Consider the following 17,709-nt stretch of genomic DNA (forward strand, 5'->3'; position numbering starts at 1 on the left):
TCAGGCGCGGTCCATATGTGCCGGGGTGAAGGCGCCGGGCAAAAGCTCTGCCATGGTCATGGTCAGGGTGGCGCCGTCGGTGGTGGCCATGGTGACGTGCACATCCGCCGGGGCGAATTCCGACAGTTTCTGACGGCACCCGCCACAGGGCGGCACCGGCTGGTCGCTGTCGGCGATCACGAAGACCTCGGCGATCTTGGTGTCACCGCCCGCGATCATGGCGGCGATGGCGCCTGCCTCGGCGCAGGTGCCTTGCGGATAGGCGACGTTTTCGACGTTGCACCCCGCATAAACCGTGCCCGAGGCCGCGCGGATCGCCGCGCCGACCTTGAAGCGGGAATAGGGCACATAGGCTTTTTCCCGCACGGCGCGTGCCGGCGCTGCAAGGGGGTGTGCGGTATCTGGCTGGGTCATCGGAACCTCTGGGGGTTGGTGTGCGGTTGGTGAAGTTTGCGACCGCGCGCGCCAGACTGCAAGAGGCCAGACTGCAAGAGGCCAGACTGCAAGAGGCCAGACTGCAAGAGGCCAGACTGCAAGAGGCCAGACTGCAAGCGGTACATCGCAAGCAGCCTTTGGCCAAAGCAGATATAACTTGAAAGAATCCGCCCGAACGCGGTAACTGAAGAGTAACCGATTAGTTTAATGCTAAACTACTTTCAGACGGCGATCCGGGGGACCTTCCATGACCGAACTGCGCAACGACAGCCTGCGGCAGGCAGCGCTGGATTATCACGAGTTTCCGCGTCCAGGGAAGCTGGAAATCCGTGCAACCAAACCGCTTGCCAACGGGTTCGATCTGGCGCGCGCCTATTCGCCCGGCGTCGCCGAAGCCTGCCTGGAGATCAAGGCCGACCCCGCCGCCGCCACGCGCTATACCGCGCGGGGCAATCTGGTGGCGGTGGTCACCAACGGCACGGCGGTGCTGGGGCTGGGCAACATCGGGGCGCTGGCCTCGAAACCCGTGATGGAGGGCAAGGCGGTCCTGTTCAAGAAATTCGCCAACATTGATTGTTTCGACATCGAACTGAACGAATCCGACCCCGAGAAACTGGCCGATATCGTCTGCGCGCTGGAACCCACGTTCGGCGCGATCAATCTGGAGGACATCAAGGCCCCCGATTGTTTCATTGTCGAGAAGATCTGCCGCGAACGCATGGGCATCCCGGTGTTTCACGATGACCAGCATGGCACGGCGATTGTCGTGGGTGCGGCGGCGACCAACGCGCTGCGCGTCGCGGGCAAGCGGTTCGAGGATATCAAGATCGTGTCCACCGGCGGTGGGGCGGCGGGCATTGCCTGCCTGAACATGCTGCTGAAACTGGGCGTGAAGCGCGAAAACGTCTGGCTGTGCGACATCCACGGTGTGGTCTACAAGGGCCGTGCGGTGGATATGAACCCGCAAAAAGCCGCGTTCGCCCAACCGACCGAGGCGCGCACCCTGGCGGATGTGATCGAGGGTGCGGACCTGTTTCTGGGCCTGTCCGGGCCGGGGGTGCTGTCAAAGACGCTGGTTGCGCAGATGGCGGCGCGGCCGATCATCTTCGCGCTGGCCAACCCGACCCCGGAAATCCTGCCCACCGATGTGCGCGAGGTTGCGCCTGATGCGATCATCGCCACGGGGCGGTCAGATTTTCCCAATCAGGTCAACAACGTGCTGTGCTTCCCCTTCATCTTTCGCGGGGCGCTGGACGTGGGCGCGACCGAGATCAACGATGCCATGCAGATCGGTTGTATCGAGGGCATTGCCGCCCTGGCCCGCGCCACCACCAGCGCCGAGGCCGCAGCAGCCTATAGCGGCGAGCAACTGACGTTTGGCGCGGATTACCTGATCCCCAAACCCTTCGATCCGCGCCTGATGGGCATCGTGGCCAGCGCCGTGGCGCGCGCTGCGATGGAATCGGGCGTGGCGACGCGGCCGATTGCCGACCTTGCGGATTACAAGGCGAAGCTGGACGGGTCGGTCTTCCGCTCGGCGATGATCATGCGTCCGGTGTTCGAGGCCGCGCGCGCGACCTCGCGCCGGATCGTGTTTGCCGAGGGCGAGGATGAGCGGGTGCTGCGCGCCGCCAACGCCCTCATCGAGGAAACGACCGAGGTGCCGATCCTGATCGGCCGCCCCGACGTGGTGGAAATGCGCTGCGAACGCGCCGGGCTGTCGATCCGTCCCGGCAAGGATTTCCAGATCGTGAACCCGGAAAACGACCCGCGCTACCGCGATTATTGGGAAACCTATCACGGGCTGATGCAGCGGCGCGGCGTCACGCCCGACATCGCCAAGGCCGTGCTGCGCACCAATTCCACCGCCATCGGCGCGATCATGGTCCACCGGGGCGAGGCTGACAGCCTGATCTGCGGCACCTTCGGGCAATATCTGTGGCACCTGAACTATGTCACGCAGATCCTGGGCAATGCCGCCCGCCGCCCCGTCGGCGCGCTCAGCCTGATGATCCAGCCCGAAGGCAACATCTTCGTCGCCGACACGCAGGTCCACCCCGAACCCTCGCCCGAACAGATCGCCGAGGTGGTGATCGCGGCGGCGCGGCATGTGAAGCGCTTTGGCCTCGACCCCAAGATCGCGCTGTGTTCGCATTCGCAATTCGGCAACCTCGACACGTCATCGGGGCGGCGGATGCGCGGGGCGCTGGAAATCCTGGATCAGACGCCACGGGACTTCGCCTATGAGGGGGAAATGGCGGTCGATATCGCGCTGGACCCCGAATTGCGCGCCCGGATCTTCCCCAATGCCCGGTTCGATGGGGTGGCCAATGTGCTGGTCTTCAGCTCGACCGACGCGGCCAGCGGCGTGCGCAACATCCTGAAGATGCGCGGCAGCGGGCTGGAGGTCGGCCCGATCCTGATGGGCATGGGCAATTCGGCGCATATCGTCACGCCGTCGATCACCACGCGGGGGCTGCTGAACATGTCCGGCTTGGCCGGTACGCCGGTGGCGCATTACGGATAACGCGCCAGCGCAGGGGAATCTTTGCGGTTGCGCTACCACGCGGCGGTGTTGGCGCAATATTCTTGCTTGGGGGCAGGTCAGGGCGTAACAGGGCTCCAATTCAGGGATGGAGATATGAATGCGTTACGCGGATCTTTACGCGCGGTCGATCGCCGACCGTGATGGTTTCTGGATGGATCAGATCGGCGCGATCGACTGGGTGACGCCACCGTCCAAGGCGTTGTTCGATGACGCAGCCCCCTTTTATGCATGGTTCCGCGACGCGCAGGTCAATACTTGCTGGAACGCGGTGGACCGGCATGTGTTGGCCGGGCGCGGCGATCAGACTGCAATCATCCACGACAGTCCGATGACCGGCACAACCACCCATATCAGCTATGCCGACCTGCAAGGCCGCGTTGCGGCACTGGCGGGGGCGCTGGCCGCGCGCGGCGTGGGGTTGGGCGACCGCGTGGTGATCTACATGCCGATGATCCCCGAGGCGCTGGTGGCCATGCTTGCCTGCGCGCGCATCGGCGCGGTGCATTCGGTGGTGTTTGGCGGGTTTGCCGCGCATGAACTGGCCACCCGGCTGAACGACGCGCAGCCAAAGGCGGTGATCGCCGCCTCCTGCGGGTTGGAACCCGGGCGCGTCGTGGCCTATAAACCCCTGCTGGATCACGCGATTGCCGAGGCGACGCACAAGCCAGATTTCATCATCATCTTCCAGCGCGATGCCGCCACCGCCACGTTGCGCGACGGCTATGACCTTGATTGGTACGCGGCGCAGGACGGCGTGCCCCCGGCGGATTGCGTGCCGGTCAGCGGCGATCATCCGGCCTATATCCTCTATACCTCGGGCACGACGGGGCAACCGAAGGGCGTGGTGCGGTCCACCGCCGGGCATCTGGTCGCGCTGGCCTGGAGCATGAAGAACCTCTACGGCGTCAACCCGGGCGAAGTGTTCTGGGTCGCGTCCGATGTCGGCTGGGTCGTGGGGCACAGCTACATCTGCTATGGCCCGCTGATCCACGGTGCGACCACCGTGGTATTCGAGGGCAAGCCGGTCGGCACCCCGGATGCGGGCACCTTCTGGCGGGTGATTTCCGACCACAAGGTTGCCAGTTTCTTCACTGCACCCACGGCGTTCCGCGCCATCAAGCGGGAGGATCCGCAGGGCCTTTTGGTGCAGAATTATGACCTGTCATCGCTGCGCTGCCTGTACCTTGCCGGCGAACGCGCCGACCCTGATACCGTGATCTGGGCGCAAGAAAAGCTGGGCGTGCCGGTGATCGACCATTGGTGGCAGACCGAAACCGGCTGGGCCGTGGCGGGCAACCCGATGGGTCTGGACCCGCTGCCGGTAAAGATCGGCTCGCCCTCGGTGCCGATGCCGGGGTATGAGATCCACATTCTGGATGAGGCCGGGCACAAGGTTCCCGCGGGCACGCTGGGCGCGATTGCCATCAGGCTGCCGCTGCCGCCGGGCACCCTGCCGACGCTGTGGAATGCCGATGCGCGGTTTCAGACATCCTACCTGACGACCTTTCCGGGGTATTATGAGACGGGGGACGCCGGGTATCTGGACGATGACGGCTATATCTACATCATGGCGCGCACCGATGATGTCATCAACGTGGCGGGCCACCGCCTGTCCACCGGCGGGATGGAAGAGGTGCTTGCCGCCCATCCCGATGTCGGCGAATGCGCAGTAGTTGGGGTGGCGGATGATCTGAAGGGTCAGGTGCCCATGGGCTTCTTGTGCCTGAACAGGGGCGTGACCCGTGATGCCGCCGAGGTGGTGAAGGAATGCGTGGCGCTGGTACGCGACCAGATCGGCCCCGTCGCGGCGTTCCGTCTGGCGGTGGTGGTAGACCGCTTGCCAAAGACCCGGTCGGGCAAGATTCTGCGCGCCACGATGGCAAAAATCGCCGATGGTGTGGCCTTCAAACCACCCGCGACGATTGACGACCCGGCGATTCTGGATGAGATTGCCACTGCACTGCGGGCGCTGGGCTACCCGAAATAATGCTGACTTCTCATCATTCTTCCACATTTTTCTCGCGCTGTGGTTGAAAACAAATGTTTTTTCTGCTCCCCCCCTGATTGAGCACTTGGTTTTTGCAAGGGTGTTCGGTATCACTTGGCCAACCACAGTAGAGTTCCGATGTCATCCATTTCCGATCATCACGCGTCCGATCGTACCGCTGCCGGTTCGTCAGATACCGGCCGTCAGCCTCCTTATGACCAAAAAACCCTTGAGGAACTGCTAAATCTCGGCGATGAGGCCATCGCCGCAGAGCTGCTTTCGCAGCTTCTGTCGGATTTTGAGCGTCTCAACGGCGTGATACAGGTCGGGGTCGAACCGCTGGATTTTGACGCGCTTGCGCGTGCCGCGCATGAACTGAAGGGGTTGTCCGCCACCATCGGGGCGCGCCACCTGACGCAACTGGCGGAATTGGTCAATGTTGCTGCCAATTCAAACAGCGCCCAACAGATCGCGGTTTTCGGCGGCCCGCTGCGGGTTGAGCTGGAGCGCGTGATCGTGCACCTGACGCGCCGCCGGGACCAGGCGAAGGGCGTCTGAGCATGGGATCGCCAGACAGTTCGATCCTGTTGATCGAGGACACGCCGTCGCTGCAAATGATCTATGCGGCCGTCTTGCGCAAGGCGGGGTACGAGGTCACCTCTGCCGGGACCGCCGCCGAAGGCACGAAGCTGTTTCGCGAAACCGCGCCCAAGGTCGTGCTGCTGGACCTGATGCTGCCAGACCGCGACGGGCTGGACCTGATGCAGGACATGCTGGCGGATGCACCTGAAACCTGCGTGATCGTCATCACGGCCAATGGCTCGATCAACAAGGCCGTGGACGCGATGCGCGGCGGTGCGCATGAATTTCTGGTCAAACCCTTTGATGAGACGCGGCTGGCCAGCGCGGTGGAAAACGCCTTCCGGCTGGTCCGGTCGCGCCCGCACTTGCAGCCCGTGCCCGATGCGCCGCAGGCCGATCAGGCGTTGCCGCCGTTCATCGGGTCTTCCGATGTCATGCAAGATGTGTATCGCAAGATCCGTTCCGTCTCGCGCTCCATGGCGACGGTGTTCATCACTGGCGAAAGCGGCACCGGCAAAGAGCTGTGCGCCGAAGCGGTGCACCGCATTTCCGACCGTGCGTCGGGGCCGCTGATCGCGCTGAACTGCGGCGCAATTCCGGTGGATCTGCTGGAATCAGAGGTTTTTGGCCACCTCAAAGGCTCGTTCACCGGCGCGATTTCGGACAAGCCGGGGGCGGCGGCGGCGGCGGATGGCGGCACGTTGTTCCTCGATGAGATCTGCGAGATGGATCTGAACCTTCAGACCAAACTGCTGCGATTCCTCCAGACATCGACCATCACACCTGTCGGCGCGACGCGCCCGCGCAAGGTCAGCGTGCGGATTGTCTGCGCCACCAACCGCGACCCGCTGGATGCCGTGCGCAAGGGCATCTTCCGCGAGGATCTGTATTATCGCCTGCATGTCGTGCCGATCCACATGCCGCCTTTGCGCGCGCGCGGCAACGATGTCATTCAAATCGCCGAAAGCATCCTGACCGACATGGCGTGCGAGGAAGGGCATGACTTCACGGGTCTGGATCCGGCCGTGGTGGATCGTTTCCTGTCGCTGCAATGGCCGGGCAATGTGCGGCAACTGATCAACGTGCTGCGCAACGTGGTGGTTCTGAATCGCGGGCCCCTGGTCACCACGCCGATGCTGCCGCATGATATCGCACAGCCCACCAGCCGCTATACCTCGGACCCGATGGATGAACCCGCGCCCGTGCCACACGCAGCCGCCGCCGCCGTGCAGGTGCTGGAAAGCGCGCCCGGCGACCCGTTGGACATCTTTGCGGGCAAGACCCTGGCCGAGATCGAGCGTATCATCATCGAAGCCACGGTAGAGCGGCATCAAGGTTCGGTTCCCCGCGCGGCACGGGAACTTTCCGTATCGCCGTCAACGCTTTACCGGAAGTTTGACGTGTGGAACAAGATCCAGCATTCGGCTGAATGACAGCGCCGGGTCAGGGCCAGCCCACGCGGTCGGTGCTGATGACCGGCTGTTCCAGCGGCATCGGCTATCACGCCGCGCATACGCTGTCGGCACGCGGCTGGCAGGTGTTTGCAACCTGCCGCAGCCAGCGCGATTGTGACCGGCTGATTGCGGAAGGGCTGCAAAGTTTCCGCCTTGACTACACCGACCCCGACAGCATGCAGGCCGCACTTGATGCGGTGCTGGCGCAGACTGGCGGGCGGCTGGACGCGCTGTTCAACAACGGTGCCTATGCTATTCCCGGTGCCACCGAAGACCTGCCGACGGATGCGCTGCGCGCCTTGTTCGAGACCAATCTGTTCGGCTGGCACCACCTGACGCGGCTGGTGCTGCCGGTGATGCGCGCGCAGGGGCACGGGCGAATCGTGCAATGTTCCTCGGTGCTTGGGCTGGCGGGGCTGAAATGGCGCGGTGCCTATGTGGCGACGAAACACGCGCTCGAAGGGTTGTCCGACGTGCTGCGGCTGGAAATGCGCGACACCGGGATCAAGGTTGTGCTGATCGAACCCGGGCCGATCACCTCGCATATCCGGCAAAATTCGATCCCGCATTTTGAGCGTTGGATAGATTGGGAAAACTCCCCCCGCGCGGATGAATACCGCAACAACCTGCTGGCCCGGCTGTACCACAAGACCGCGCCTGACCGCTTTGAACTGGGACCAGAGGCCGTGACGAAGCGCCTGATCGCCGCGCTGGAACACGCCAACCCGCGCCCGCGCTATTATGTGACCAAGGCCACCCATCTGGTGGGCGCAGCGCGGCGGGTCTTGCCGGGGCGCACCTTTGATTGGCTGGCGGCGCGCCTGTAGGCCCGCCCCCCGGCAATGGCAGTGCGTCGATCCCCGCGCGCGCCGCGATCCCCTGCCGGTTGTCCCGATTGGGCTGTCGCCTTTTGTCGGCGGTCTGCTAGATAGGGGGCGACGCAACAGGAAGGGTTCACATGATCAACGATCCGATTTTGATCGCGGCTGCCATCGCGGCGCTGGCGGTCCTGGTGGTGCTGGGCATCGGCATCGGCGGCTTTGCGCGGGGCGGCGAATTCAACCGCAAGCACGGCAACCGCATGATGCGCTACCGGCTGATCGCGCAATTCGTCGCGGTGGTGCTGATCGTGGCCTTTGTCTATTTCCGCAAACAAGGGGGCTGAGATGGTCGTTCTCAACAAGATATACACGCGCACCGGCGACAGGGGCGATACCGCGCTGGGCAACGGGGACCGCGTGGCGAAACACAGCCTGCGGGTCGCGTCTTATGGCACGGTCGATGAGGTGAACGCGACCGTCGGCATGGCCCGGCTGCATGCCGATGCCAACATGGCGGCCATGCTGTCGCGCATCCAGAACGACCTGTTCGACCTGGGCGCCGATCTGTGCCGCCCGGACATGGAGGCCGACAGCAAGGCGGAATACACGCCCCTGCGCATCGTGCCCGCGCAGGTGGACCGGCTGGAGGCTGAGATCGACACCATGAACGCGCGGCTGACGCCGTTGCGCAGCTTCATCTTGCCGGGCGGCTCGGCGCTGGCGGCGCATCTGCACCTGTGCCGCACGGTGTCGCGCCGGGCCGAACGGCTGGCGACCGAACTTGCCGGGGCAGAGCCGGTGAACGAGGCCGCGCTGCGCTACATCAACCGGCTGTCGGACTGGTTTTTCGTGGCCGGGCGGATCGCCAACGAAGATGGGCACGCGGATGTCCTGTGGGTGCCGGGCGCAAATCGCTGAATGGTGGCGCTACCGCGTCGGTGACGTGGCGGCGTGGGGCGTTTTTGTCCTGTTGTGGACCGGGCCAACCCGATAGATAACATGGGGTAATGCAACATCTGCCCGCAAGCTGGCGGGCCCTTTGACTGTCGGAAAAAGAGGGAGATGCCCATGAAGGTTCTGGTGCCGGTCAAACGAGTGATCGACTATAACGTGAAGGTCCGGGTAAAGGCGGACGGCAGCGGCGTCGATCTGGCGAATGTGAAGATGTCGATGAATCCGTTCGACGAAATCGCGGTCGAAGAAGCGATCCGCCTGAAAGAGGCGGGCGTCGCGTCCGAGGTTATCGCGGTTTCCATCGGCGTGAAACAGGCGCAGGAAACCCTGCGTACCGCGCTGGCCATGGGCGCGGACCGGGCAATCTTGATCGTCGCCACCGACGATGTGCACACCGATATCGAGCCGCTGGCCGTTGCAAAACTGCTCAAGGCCGTGATCGACGCCGAGGAACCGGGGCTGGTTCTGGCGGGCAAACAGGCGATCGACAATGACATGAACGCCACGGGCCAGATGCTGGCCGCGCTGACCGGCTGGGCACAGGCGACCTTCGCCTCGGAGGTCAGGATTGAGGGCGAACATGCCGTGGTCACCCGCGAAGTGGACGGCGGCTTGCAGACCATCAAGGTTGCGCTGCCCGCGATCGTCACGGTGGACCTGCGCTTGAATGAGCCGCGCTATGCCAGCCTGCCCAACATCATGAAGGCCAAGAAAAAGCCGATTGATGAGAAAACGCCCGCCGATTACGGCGTCGATGTCACCCCGCGCCTGAACGTGCTGAAGACGGTGGAACCCGCCGCGCGGCAGGCAGGCATCAAGGTGTCCTCGGTGGATGAGCTGATTGCGAAACTCAAAGACGAAGCGGGGGTACTCTGAATGGCGGTTCTTTTGTTGGCCGAAGTTACCGACGGCACGTTGAATGTGGATGCCACCAGCAAGGCGGTCAGCGCCGCCGTGCAACTGGGCGATGTGACCGTGCTGTGCGTGGGGGCAAAAGCCGCTGACGCGGCGGCGGACGCGGCGAAGATCGCGGGCGTCAAGGCGGTGCTGTGCGCCGAGGCCGATTTCTACGGCCACCGGCTGGCCGAACCCACCGCTGCGCTGATCGTCAGCCTTGCGGGGGATTACAGCCATATCTGCGCCCCCGCGACAACGGATGCGAAGAACATCATGCCGCGGGTTGCGGCGCTGCTGGACGTCATGGTGATCTCTGACGTGTCGGCTGTGGTGGATGGCGACACGTTTGAACGCCCGGTCTATGCGGGCAACGCGGTGCAGACGGTGCAATCGTCGGATTCGGTAAAGGTCGTGACCTTCCGCACCTCGACCTTCGCCGCCGCCGGTTCGGGCGATGCGGTCGCGGTGACGTCGATCGACAGCGCCGCCAACCCCGGCCTGTCCGAATGGGTCGAGGATAAGGTGGCCGAATCGGACCGCCCTGACCTGACCAGCGCGGGGATCGTGGTGTCCGGCGGGCGTGGCGTGGGGTCGGAAGACGACTTTGCGATGATCGAGAAACTGGCCGATGCGCTGGGCGCGGCGGTCGGTGCCTCGCGCGCGGCGGTGGATTCGGGCTATGCGCCCAACGACTGGCAGGTGGGGCAGACCGGCAAGGTTGTCGCGCCGCAGCTCTACATCGCGGTGGGGATTTCCGGCGCGATCCAGCATCTGGCCGGGATGAAGGACTCCAAGGTGATCGTCGCGATCAACAAGGATGAGGAAGCGCCCATCTTCCAGGTTGCCGATTATGGGCTGGTGGCGGATCTGTTCACCGCCGTGCCCGAATTGACCGAAAAACTGGGCTAAGGCCCTTGGTTGCGTCGGGTGATGCCATCTGACGCAACCCCTGTCACGGGTCGGCCCGGCGGCTTATGTCTTGGCAAGGACGGGCAGACCATGAGGGCAATATGCGCAAGATCCTGAAAATCGAAGGCGAAGAAGCGCGGGATTTCCTGCAAGGGCTGGTCAGTAATGACCTGCGGCGGCTGGATACCGACGGCATCGTTTATGCAGCGCTGCTGACGCCGCAGGGAAAATACCTCGCGGATTTCTTCGTGCTGCGCGGCGCAGATGCGCTGCTGGTCGATGTGGATGCCGCGCTGGCAGAGGATCTGCTGCGCCGGCTGACGCTCTATCGGATGCGCAAGAAAGTGGTGATTTCCGAAACCGACATGACCGTCGCGCGCGGCACCGGCACGCCGCCTGATGGTGCGCTGTCCGACCCACGCCACCCGGCCATGGGCTGGCGGCTTTATGGGGCGGCGGGCGATGACGGCACCGATTGGGACGCGCTGCGCGTGGCCCATTGCATCCCCCAATCGGGGGTGGAGCTGATCCCGAATGAGACATTCTTGCTGGAAGCAGGCTTTGACCGGCTGAACGGCGTGGATTTCCGCAAGGGGTGCTATGTCGGGCAGGAAGTCACCGCGCGGATGCGCCACAAGACCGAATTGCGCAAGGGCTTTGTACGGGTCGAGGTGACAGGCGACGCCGGGCCCGGCACTGCGATCACCTCGGGCGAAAAGCCTGCGGGCACGCTGCTTACCCGGTCGGGCGACGCCGCTATTGCCTATCTGCGGTTCGACCGCGCGGGTGATGAGATGCAGGCAGGCGATGCCCGCGTGGTCTGGCCGGACGCGCCGTAAGCCGGCTATTGCAGCAGGCTGACCCGTGCGGCCAGCCGCAACCCGTGGCTTGGATCTTGCGCCATGCCGGGCAGGACCGGGTCATAGGCGGCACGGATCACGGACGCAATCTCGGGGCGCAAGATCAGCGTGCCGCCCGCATCGGCCAGCGGCGAGATGTCGGTGAATGCCCTGTCTGACCACAGCAATATGACCTGCGCGGCCTGCGACAGCGCCAGCGTGTCGGCGGGCACTTCCGCCAGATGCGCATCCATCCGGATGAACACGAAGGCCGCCTTGATCTGGCCATCGGGGTCAAAACGGAACACCCGGTATTGGTTGGCGTCCGCTGCCGTCAGCCGTTCCACCAGCGGCGCCAGCCCGTCGACCAACCGATCCAGGTTCGGCACCTCCGGCAGTTCAGCCCAGTCGCGGCAGAAGAATACCATCAGGTTTGCGCCCAGTTCGGGGTCGGTGTCTGACATCTTGTGATTTGCCAGCGTCACCACCGCCTCGACCGCGCCCTTGACCACGCGCAGGGTGGCGTCCTCCACGCCAAAGACCACCGGCACGATCGGGCGGCCCCAGCGGGCGAACAGGTAGGACCCGTCGGCGCGGGTGAACAGGGCGGTGATTTCGTCAGGTGTCATGGCTTGACCGTCATTATGCATCACTTGTCGGGGGCGGGTGGTACTTTCCCGTTCTGACGCAGGGCGCAGGCGGGGTCAATTCCGCAGCGCGCTTCAGTCAAACAACACCCCCTGTCCCGGCGCGCGCGGTGCGTCGAGGCCCAGATGGGTCCATGCCTTGGCGGCCAGCATCCGCCCGCGCGGCGTGCGCTGGATCAGGCCCTGTTGCAGCAGGAATGGCTCGATCACTTCCTCGATGGCGTCGCGCGCCTCGGACAGGGCGGCGGCGATGGTTTCCACGCCCACCGGCCCGCCGCCGTAGTTTTCCGCCAGCAGCGTCAGATAGCGCCGGTCGGCCCCGTCGAGGCCCAGGTGATCGACCCCCAGCCGCGTCAGCGAACTGTCGGCCAGCGCATGGGTCAGTTTGCCGTCACCTTCGACCAGCGCGAAATCCACCACGCGGCGTAACAGGCGGCCCGCGATGCGCGGCGTGCCGCGCGCGCGCCGCGCGATTTCGCGCACGCCCTCAGGCTCCGCCGACACGCCCAGCAACCGTGCGCCCCGCGTCACGATCAGTTCCAGTTCCGCCAGCGTATAATATTGCAGCCGCGTCGGGATGCCGAAACGGTCGCGCAGCGGCGTGGTCAGCAGGCCCAGCCGCGTGGTGGCGCCGACCAGCGTGAAGGGCTGCAATTCGATACGCACGGTGCGCGCGGCAGGCCCTTCACCGATCACCAGATCCAGCTGGAAATCTTCCAGCGCGGGGTACAGCACTTCCTCTACCGCGGGGCTGAGGCGGTGGATCTCGTCGATGAACAGCACATCGCGCGCCTCAAGGTTGGTCAGGATCGCGGCCAGATCGCCGGCCTTTGCCAGCACCGGCCCGGATGTCATGCGAAACCCCACGCCCAGTTCGCGCGCCATGATCTGCGCCAGCGTGGTCTTGCCCAGACCGGGCGGGCCGTAAAACAGCGTGTGGTCCATCGCCTCGGCCCGCATCTTTGCCGATTGGATGAAGACGCGCAGGTTGGCGCGCGCTTCGGCCTGACCGATGAATTCGTCCAGCGTCTGCGGGCGCAGGGCCTTGTCGACCTCGGGCGCGTCTTCGGGCAGGCCATCGCCGCGCAGGGTGGGGTCTGGCTGGGTCATCGCATCAGCCTTTCGGCGCCAGCAGGCGCAGGGCCGCGCGGATCAGCCCGGCAGTGTCCAGCGCGGGGTCGGCATCCATCGCCTCGGCCACGGCGCGCGACGCATCGGGGGGCGCGTAGCCAAGGTTGGTCAGCGCCGACATCGCCTCGGCGCTGTGGCTGCTGGGCAGTGGGGGCGGTGCTGCGACCTCGATCACCGCGTCATCGCCGGGCGCGGGGGCCGCCGGTGCGGGGCGCGGCGCGGCATGACCCATGGCCATCAGCGCGGGCGCCTTGTCCTTCAGCTCCATCACCACGCGCTGTGCCAGTTTGGGGCCGACCCCGGGGGCCGCGCGCACCGATCCCGCATCGCCCAGCGCAATCGCGCGGCTGACACCATCGGCACCGAGGGTGCTCAGAATCGCCATGGACGCCTTCGCCCCCACCCCCTGCACCGACGTCAGCAGGCGGTGCCATTCCTTTTCCAGAAGCGTCGGAAAGCCATAAAGTTGCAGCAGGTCTTCGCGCACCACCAGATCGGTATAGAGCGCGCAGGCCCCGCCCGGCCCCGGCAGCCCCATCAGCGTGCGGTCAGAGACATAGACAATATAGCCCACGCCGCCCACGTCGATCAGCACATGGTCGGACCCGCGATAATCCAGCCGTCCCGCAACCCGTCCGATCATCGTGCGCCCCCCGCGATGGCCAGTTGCAGACGTCCCGCCGATTGCATGTGATGCGCGTGGCAGATGGCGATGGCCAGCGCATCGGCGGCATCGGGGCTGTCGATCTGTACGCCGGGCAGTTGCATGCGTACCATATGATCTACCTGCGCCTTTGCGGCCTTGCCCACGCCGACCACGGTTTTCTTGACCGCGTTCGGGGCATATTCCCCAACGGTCAGCCCGGCCTGCGCAGGGACCAGCAGGGCAATGGCCCGGGCATGGCCCAGTTTCAGCGTGGCCACCGCGTCCTTGTTCACAAAGGTCTGTTCGACGGCGGCTTCGGTCGGCTGGTACTGCGCCACCACGCGGGTCAACTGGCCATAGAGGTCCAGAAGGCGGCTTGCGAGGTCCTGGCTGCCATCGCTGTGGCACACGCCGTTGGCAATATGCGTCAGCCGTGCGCCCGCCACGTCGATCACGCCCCAGCCAAGGTTGCGCAAGCCCGGATCAATCCCCATTACCCGCATGATTTTCCTGTGTTTGCCTGCATTTATGCAGCGCAGGATTAGCACGAAAAGCGAACATCTGCCAAGGCCATTCTGAAGTCCGGGCGATTCGCCAGTGGGTAAGCTATGCGTCAAGCGCATGATGGCCATGCGCCGACTGTGTGTTGTGAAGATTCGCGTGTCGGCCTATCTGAATGGCACGAAGCATAATGCTTGACCAGTTTGAAAACTTTTATCTTACGGAGCCTGATATGGCCTTCTTCACCCAAACCCGCCCTGTCGCCGATGGCGTCTTTGGCAATGTCCGCAGCTGGGCGCTCGGCGATCTGTTCGCCGTTTTCACGCGTTGGAACGACCAGCGCATCACCCGCATGCAGCTGAACGCATTGTCCGACCGCGAGCTGAGCGATATCGGCCTGTGCCGCGCCGACATCGAAGATGCCGTGACCGAACAGCGCTGAGGCTGACGCGCAGGGTCGCGTGACCCTGCCCGCGATGTGATACCCCGCCGCGCGCCGCCCTCCCTTGTCGGAGGGTGGCGCCACGCGGGGGACAGATGGCGCGGTCTGCCCCGGCATCCGGCCTCTTCCCCTCCCTCAGGGGCCAATGCTGTGACGTGGCGACCCGCTATGCGAAAAGACCGCCCGGTGTATGCTGGGCGGTCTTTTTTGTTTTCAATCAGCGGGTTAGCGCGCTCAGTCGGTCAGCGCAGCCACTGTGGTGCTTTGTGCCTGTGTGGTGTTGCGGAACAGCCGGGCCAGCGCGTCCGATACCGGATCGGGTCCCAGCAGCCATGCGGGCAGGGACGGGCCAGCGGGGCTGGTGGCAATACTGGCGGTGGCCTGCGCGAACCCTTCGGGTCCCAGCCGGGCCAGCGTCAGCCCCTTGAAGCCTACCCCGATGATCGCCAGCGCTATCAGAAGCGACAGGGCAATCGACAGCCCGCTTGCCCGGCGTTCGCGGCGCAGGCGTTGCCATTCCGGGTTGCGCGCGGCGTGCTTCTTCAGGATGCGGGCGCGGCGGGCCTGAAAATCGGCTCTGATACGGTCGCTCATGGTATGTCCCCGATGGCTGTTCGGAGAGCTTGCTACGCGATGAATTCGACCGAATTACGGCGCGGGGCGGGATTACCGCCGCGCAGCGCCAGTGCTCAGCCCCACCTTTTCAGCCCCGCCTTTTCAGTCGCGCCGCAGGGTCAGCGTCGCCCATTCGCCGATATCTTCGCGGTGGTGCAGACCGAATCGCTGCGCCGTATAGGCCGCCAGCACCGATTCCGCCTGCGTGGTCAGCAGGCCCGACAGGATGGCAAAGCCACCCGGCATCACATGCCGCCCCATATCGGGGGCCAGATCAATCAGCGGACCCTTCAGGATATTGGCGAAAACCAGATCGAAGGGCGCGGCGGCGCTCAGCGTCGGGTGGTCAAAGCCCACAGCCTCCAGGCAGGTCACGCGGCCTGCCATGTTGTTGGCCGTCACATTGGCATTGGCCACATCCACGGCCACCTCATCAATGTCGCTGGCCAGCACCGGGTGCGGCCAGATCGCGGCGGCCCCCATGGCCAGCACGGCGGTGCCGCAGCCGATGTCCACGGTATTGACCGGGCGCACGCCCTCCAGGTCCAGCCGGTCCAGCGCGCGCAGACAGCCCAAGGTGGTGCCATGGTGGCCGGTGCCGAAGGCCATCGCGGCTTCGATCAACAGACCCACGCGGCCCTCGGGCAGTTTGTCGGCATCATGGCTGCCATAGACGAAGAAGCGCCCGGCCTCGACAGGGTGCAGATCGCGGCGGACCTTGGCGACCCAGTCGGTTTCCGGCAGTTCCGATACGGCAAACGGCTTTGAGCCGAACGCCTGCGCCAGAAGCGCCAGTTCGCTGGCATCGGGCGCTTCGGTGAAATAGCCCCCAACTTCCCACAGCCCGGACCCATCCTCCATCTCGAACACGCCGACGCCGGTGGGGGCGGGCATCATTGCCTCCATCGCCTGCGCCATGGCGTTGGCGTTGTCTTCTTCGGGCAGGGTGGTCAGGGCGGTAAAGGTGGGCATGGGTTGGGGCCTTTGTGCCAGAGTTACTGCGCGGCATACCATGGCGGGCGTCATGGTCAAGCGGTGGCAGTGTGGGGGGGGGATGCAAGCATGGGGCGCGCGTGACCGCCGGATGCGGCGTGGCAAGGTGCAGACATACGTTGCGAACGCTTCCCCTATGAAAAAACGTCCGGGTCGGGCGGATCAGGAAAAGCACCGCTTTTCCCCGCCCGTGTTGACGACGTTTCAATGTGGCCGGCGCAGTACACACACGGAAGGCCAGCGCCTGCCCCGGTGGGCGCAAAGCGCCCGCCATTGGCGGGGCGGGCGCTGGCCGGGGGCCGTAAGCCCCCGTCCGAAGAGTTGCGAGGGCACCGCGTGACCTCGGCGATGGCCTCGGTCAGCGCAGGGTTTGGGCGAAACGCGCCCCAGACCTCGGTCAGGAGATGCGGCGTGCAAGAAGTGCTCGCCGCCCTCTGAAGCGTGCCCGTCACCAGCCTGTCAGATCACGCCCCTACGCCGACAGGGCAGGTCACGCCCGTGCCGCCGATGCCGCAATAGCCGCCCGGGTTCTTCGCCAGATATTGCTGGTGGTAATCCTCGGCAAAGTAAAACGCGGGCGCGGCCATGATCTCGGTCGTGATCGCGCCGTATCCGGCGGCTTTCAGGCGCGGCGCGAAGGTTTCGCGGCTGGCCTCGGCCTTGGTACGGTCGGCATCCGACGCGCAATAGATGCCCGAGCGGTATTGCGTGCCGCGGTCATTGCCCTGCGCCATGCCCTGCGTCGGGTCGTGGCCTTCCCAGAAGGTGCGCAACAACGCGTCATAGCTGATGATGCTGGGATCATAGATCACGCGCACCACCTCATTATGGCCCGTATGGCCGGTGCAGACCTCCTGATAGGTCGGGTTGGGGGTGAAGCCTGCGGCATATCCCACCATGGTCAGCCAGACACCATCGAGCTTCCAGAACATCCGTTCCACGCCCCAGAAACAGCCCATGCCGAATACCGCCTCGGCCATGCCATCGGGCACCGGGGATTTCAGCGGGCGACCGGACAGGAAATGCGCCTCGGCCGTCGGGATCGACGTGGCGCGCCCGGGCAGGGCGGCGGATGGGTGGACCATCTCGACAGGTTTGCGTGTAAAGGGGAACATGGGTGGGGCCTCCGGGTTTGATTGGGGTAGATGTAATCTGGCAATGCGTGCTTGCAATGGGGGGCGGCGACCGGGCCAGAGGTGGGGAAGCCGCGCGCTCTGCGCCAAGGCGTTGATAGCGCCCTTGGGGCGAAGGGCTTGCCGCGCGTGGTCAGCAAGGTTTTTCTTCCCACGCTGTCAAGGGCCGAGGCCA

The 17,709-nt window shown here is 64.9% G+C and carries 20 protein-coding genes; 12 read left to right on the top strand and 8 right to left on the bottom strand.

The annotated features are described in order from the left end of the window. The gene (locus H9529_RS12025) at window positions 1-414 is read right to left on the bottom strand and encodes a cytidine deaminase (RefSeq protein ID WP_092884587.1); all 414 of its coding nucleotides are present in this window, start codon (window positions 412-414) and stop codon (window positions 1-3) included. 29 nt (window positions 415-443) lie between these two features. Between H9529_RS12025 and H9529_RS21350 the strand changes: the two genes are divergently transcribed. The 11 genes from H9529_RS21350 to ygfZ all read left to right on the top strand — a co-directional run bounded on the left by H9529_RS21350 (window position 444) and on the right by ygfZ (window position 11,426). Beyond that, complete coding sequence (locus H9529_RS21350) at window positions 444-596, top strand: pentapeptide repeat-containing protein (RefSeq protein WP_223814156.1); 153 nt, start codon at window positions 444-446, stop codon at window positions 594-596. Window positions 597-682: 86 nt separating this feature from the next. Further along, window positions 683-2,962, top strand: coding sequence for an NADP-dependent malic enzyme (locus H9529_RS12035; RefSeq protein WP_092884589.1), 2,280 nt, complete (start codon window positions 683-685; stop codon window positions 2,960-2,962). Window positions 2,963-3,080: 118 nt separating this feature from the next. Further along, window positions 3,081-4,970: an AMP-binding protein gene (locus tag H9529_RS12040; RefSeq protein ID WP_092884591.1), complete on the top strand. Its 1,890-nt coding sequence runs from the start codon at window positions 3,081-3,083 to the stop codon at window positions 4,968-4,970. Window positions 4,971-5,108: 138 nt separating this feature from the next. Then, window positions 5,109-5,528 (top strand): Hpt domain-containing protein, encoded by a 420-nt coding sequence (locus tag H9529_RS12045; protein ID WP_092884593.1) that lies wholly within the window; start codon window positions 5,109-5,111, stop codon window positions 5,526-5,528. Between the two features lie 2 nt (window positions 5,529-5,530). Continuing rightward, complete coding sequence (locus H9529_RS12050; RefSeq protein ID WP_092884595.1) at window positions 5,531-6,985, top strand: sigma-54-dependent transcriptional regulator; 1,455 nt, start codon at window positions 5,531-5,533, stop codon at window positions 6,983-6,985. Beyond that, entirely contained in the window at window positions 6,982-7,833 is an 852-nt protein-coding gene (locus H9529_RS12055; protein ID WP_092884597.1) for an SDR family NAD(P)-dependent oxidoreductase, read from the top strand. Before H9529_RS12050 ends, H9529_RS12055 begins: the two co-directional genes overlap by 4 nt. A 131-nt stretch (window positions 7,834-7,964) precedes the next feature. Further along, window positions 7,965-8,171 (top strand): twin transmembrane helix small protein, encoded by a 207-nt coding sequence (locus H9529_RS12060; RefSeq protein WP_092884599.1) that lies wholly within the window; start codon window positions 7,965-7,967, stop codon window positions 8,169-8,171. Between the two features lies 1 nt (window position 8,172). Then, on the top strand, window positions 8,173-8,745 hold the full coding sequence (locus H9529_RS12065) for a cob(I)yrinic acid a,c-diamide adenosyltransferase (protein ID WP_092884601.1): 573 nt from the start codon (window positions 8,173-8,175) through the stop codon (window positions 8,743-8,745). 150 nt (window positions 8,746-8,895) lie between these two features. Next, complete coding sequence (locus H9529_RS12070; RefSeq protein ID WP_092885327.1) at window positions 8,896-9,657, top strand: electron transfer flavoprotein subunit beta/FixA family protein; 762 nt, start codon at window positions 8,896-8,898, stop codon at window positions 9,655-9,657. Continuing rightward, window positions 9,658-10,587: an electron transfer flavoprotein subunit alpha/FixB family protein gene (locus tag H9529_RS12075; protein WP_092884603.1), complete on the top strand. Its 930-nt coding sequence runs from the start codon at window positions 9,658-9,660 to the stop codon at window positions 10,585-10,587. A gap of 101 nt (window positions 10,588-10,688) precedes the next feature. Then, window positions 10,689-11,426 carry a CAF17-like 4Fe-4S cluster assembly/insertion protein YgfZ gene (ygfZ, locus tag H9529_RS12080; RefSeq protein WP_092884605.1) on the top strand — a complete coding sequence of 246 codons (738 nt, stop codon included), beginning with the start codon at window positions 10,689-10,691 and terminating at the stop codon, window positions 11,424-11,426. A gap of 5 nt (window positions 11,427-11,431) precedes the next feature. Here ygfZ and H9529_RS12085 read toward each other — a convergent pair whose 3' ends face one another. The 4 genes from H9529_RS12085 to ruvC all read right to left on the bottom strand — a co-directional run bounded on the left by H9529_RS12085 (window position 11,432) and on the right by ruvC (window position 14,353). Beyond that, the gene (locus H9529_RS12085; protein ID WP_092884607.1) at window positions 11,432-12,055 is read right to left on the bottom strand and encodes a hypothetical protein; all 624 of its coding nucleotides are present in this window, start codon (window positions 12,053-12,055) and stop codon (window positions 11,432-11,434) included. Window positions 12,056-12,148: 93 nt separating this feature from the next. Next, on the bottom strand, window positions 12,149-13,183 hold the full coding sequence (gene ruvB / locus H9529_RS12090) for a Holliday junction branch migration DNA helicase RuvB (protein WP_092884609.1): 1,035 nt from the start codon (window positions 13,181-13,183) through the stop codon (window positions 12,149-12,151). A gap of 4 nt (window positions 13,184-13,187) precedes the next feature. Next, entirely contained in the window at window positions 13,188-13,847 is a 660-nt protein-coding gene (gene ruvA, locus H9529_RS12095) for a Holliday junction branch migration protein RuvA (protein ID WP_092884611.1), read from the bottom strand. Continuing rightward, the gene (ruvC, locus tag H9529_RS12100) at window positions 13,844-14,353 is read right to left on the bottom strand and encodes a crossover junction endodeoxyribonuclease RuvC (RefSeq protein WP_092884613.1); all 510 of its coding nucleotides are present in this window, start codon (window positions 14,351-14,353) and stop codon (window positions 13,844-13,846) included. Before ruvC ends, ruvA begins: the two co-directional genes overlap by 4 nt. A 230-nt stretch (window positions 14,354-14,583) precedes the next feature. Between ruvC and H9529_RS12105 the strand changes: the two genes are divergently transcribed. Further along, entirely contained in the window at window positions 14,584-14,793 is a 210-nt protein-coding gene (locus H9529_RS12105; protein ID WP_092885329.1) for a DUF1127 domain-containing protein, read from the top strand. A gap of 234 nt (window positions 14,794-15,027) precedes the next feature. On the opposite strand, the gene H9529_RS12110 is transcribed toward H9529_RS12105, so the two are convergent. The 3 genes from H9529_RS12110 to msrA form a co-directional block, all read right to left on the bottom strand. Then, on the bottom strand, window positions 15,028-15,387 hold the full coding sequence (locus H9529_RS12110; RefSeq protein ID WP_092884615.1) for a hypothetical protein: 360 nt from the start codon (window positions 15,385-15,387) through the stop codon (window positions 15,028-15,030). Between the two features lie 123 nt (window positions 15,388-15,510). After that, window positions 15,511-16,380: a 50S ribosomal protein L11 methyltransferase gene (locus tag H9529_RS12115; RefSeq protein ID WP_092884617.1), complete on the bottom strand. Its 870-nt coding sequence runs from the start codon at window positions 16,378-16,380 to the stop codon at window positions 15,511-15,513. Window positions 16,381-16,865: 485 nt separating this feature from the next. Further along, window positions 16,866-17,516 (bottom strand): peptide-methionine (S)-S-oxide reductase MsrA, encoded by a 651-nt coding sequence (gene msrA, locus H9529_RS12120; RefSeq protein WP_092884619.1) that lies wholly within the window; start codon window positions 17,514-17,516, stop codon window positions 16,866-16,868. Between the last annotated feature and the right edge of the window lie 193 nt (window positions 17,517-17,709).

It is taken from the genome of Roseicitreum antarcticum (genome assembly GCF_014681765.1).
Lineage (GTDB): Bacteria > Pseudomonadota > Alphaproteobacteria > Rhodobacterales > Rhodobacteraceae > Roseicitreum > Roseicitreum antarcticum.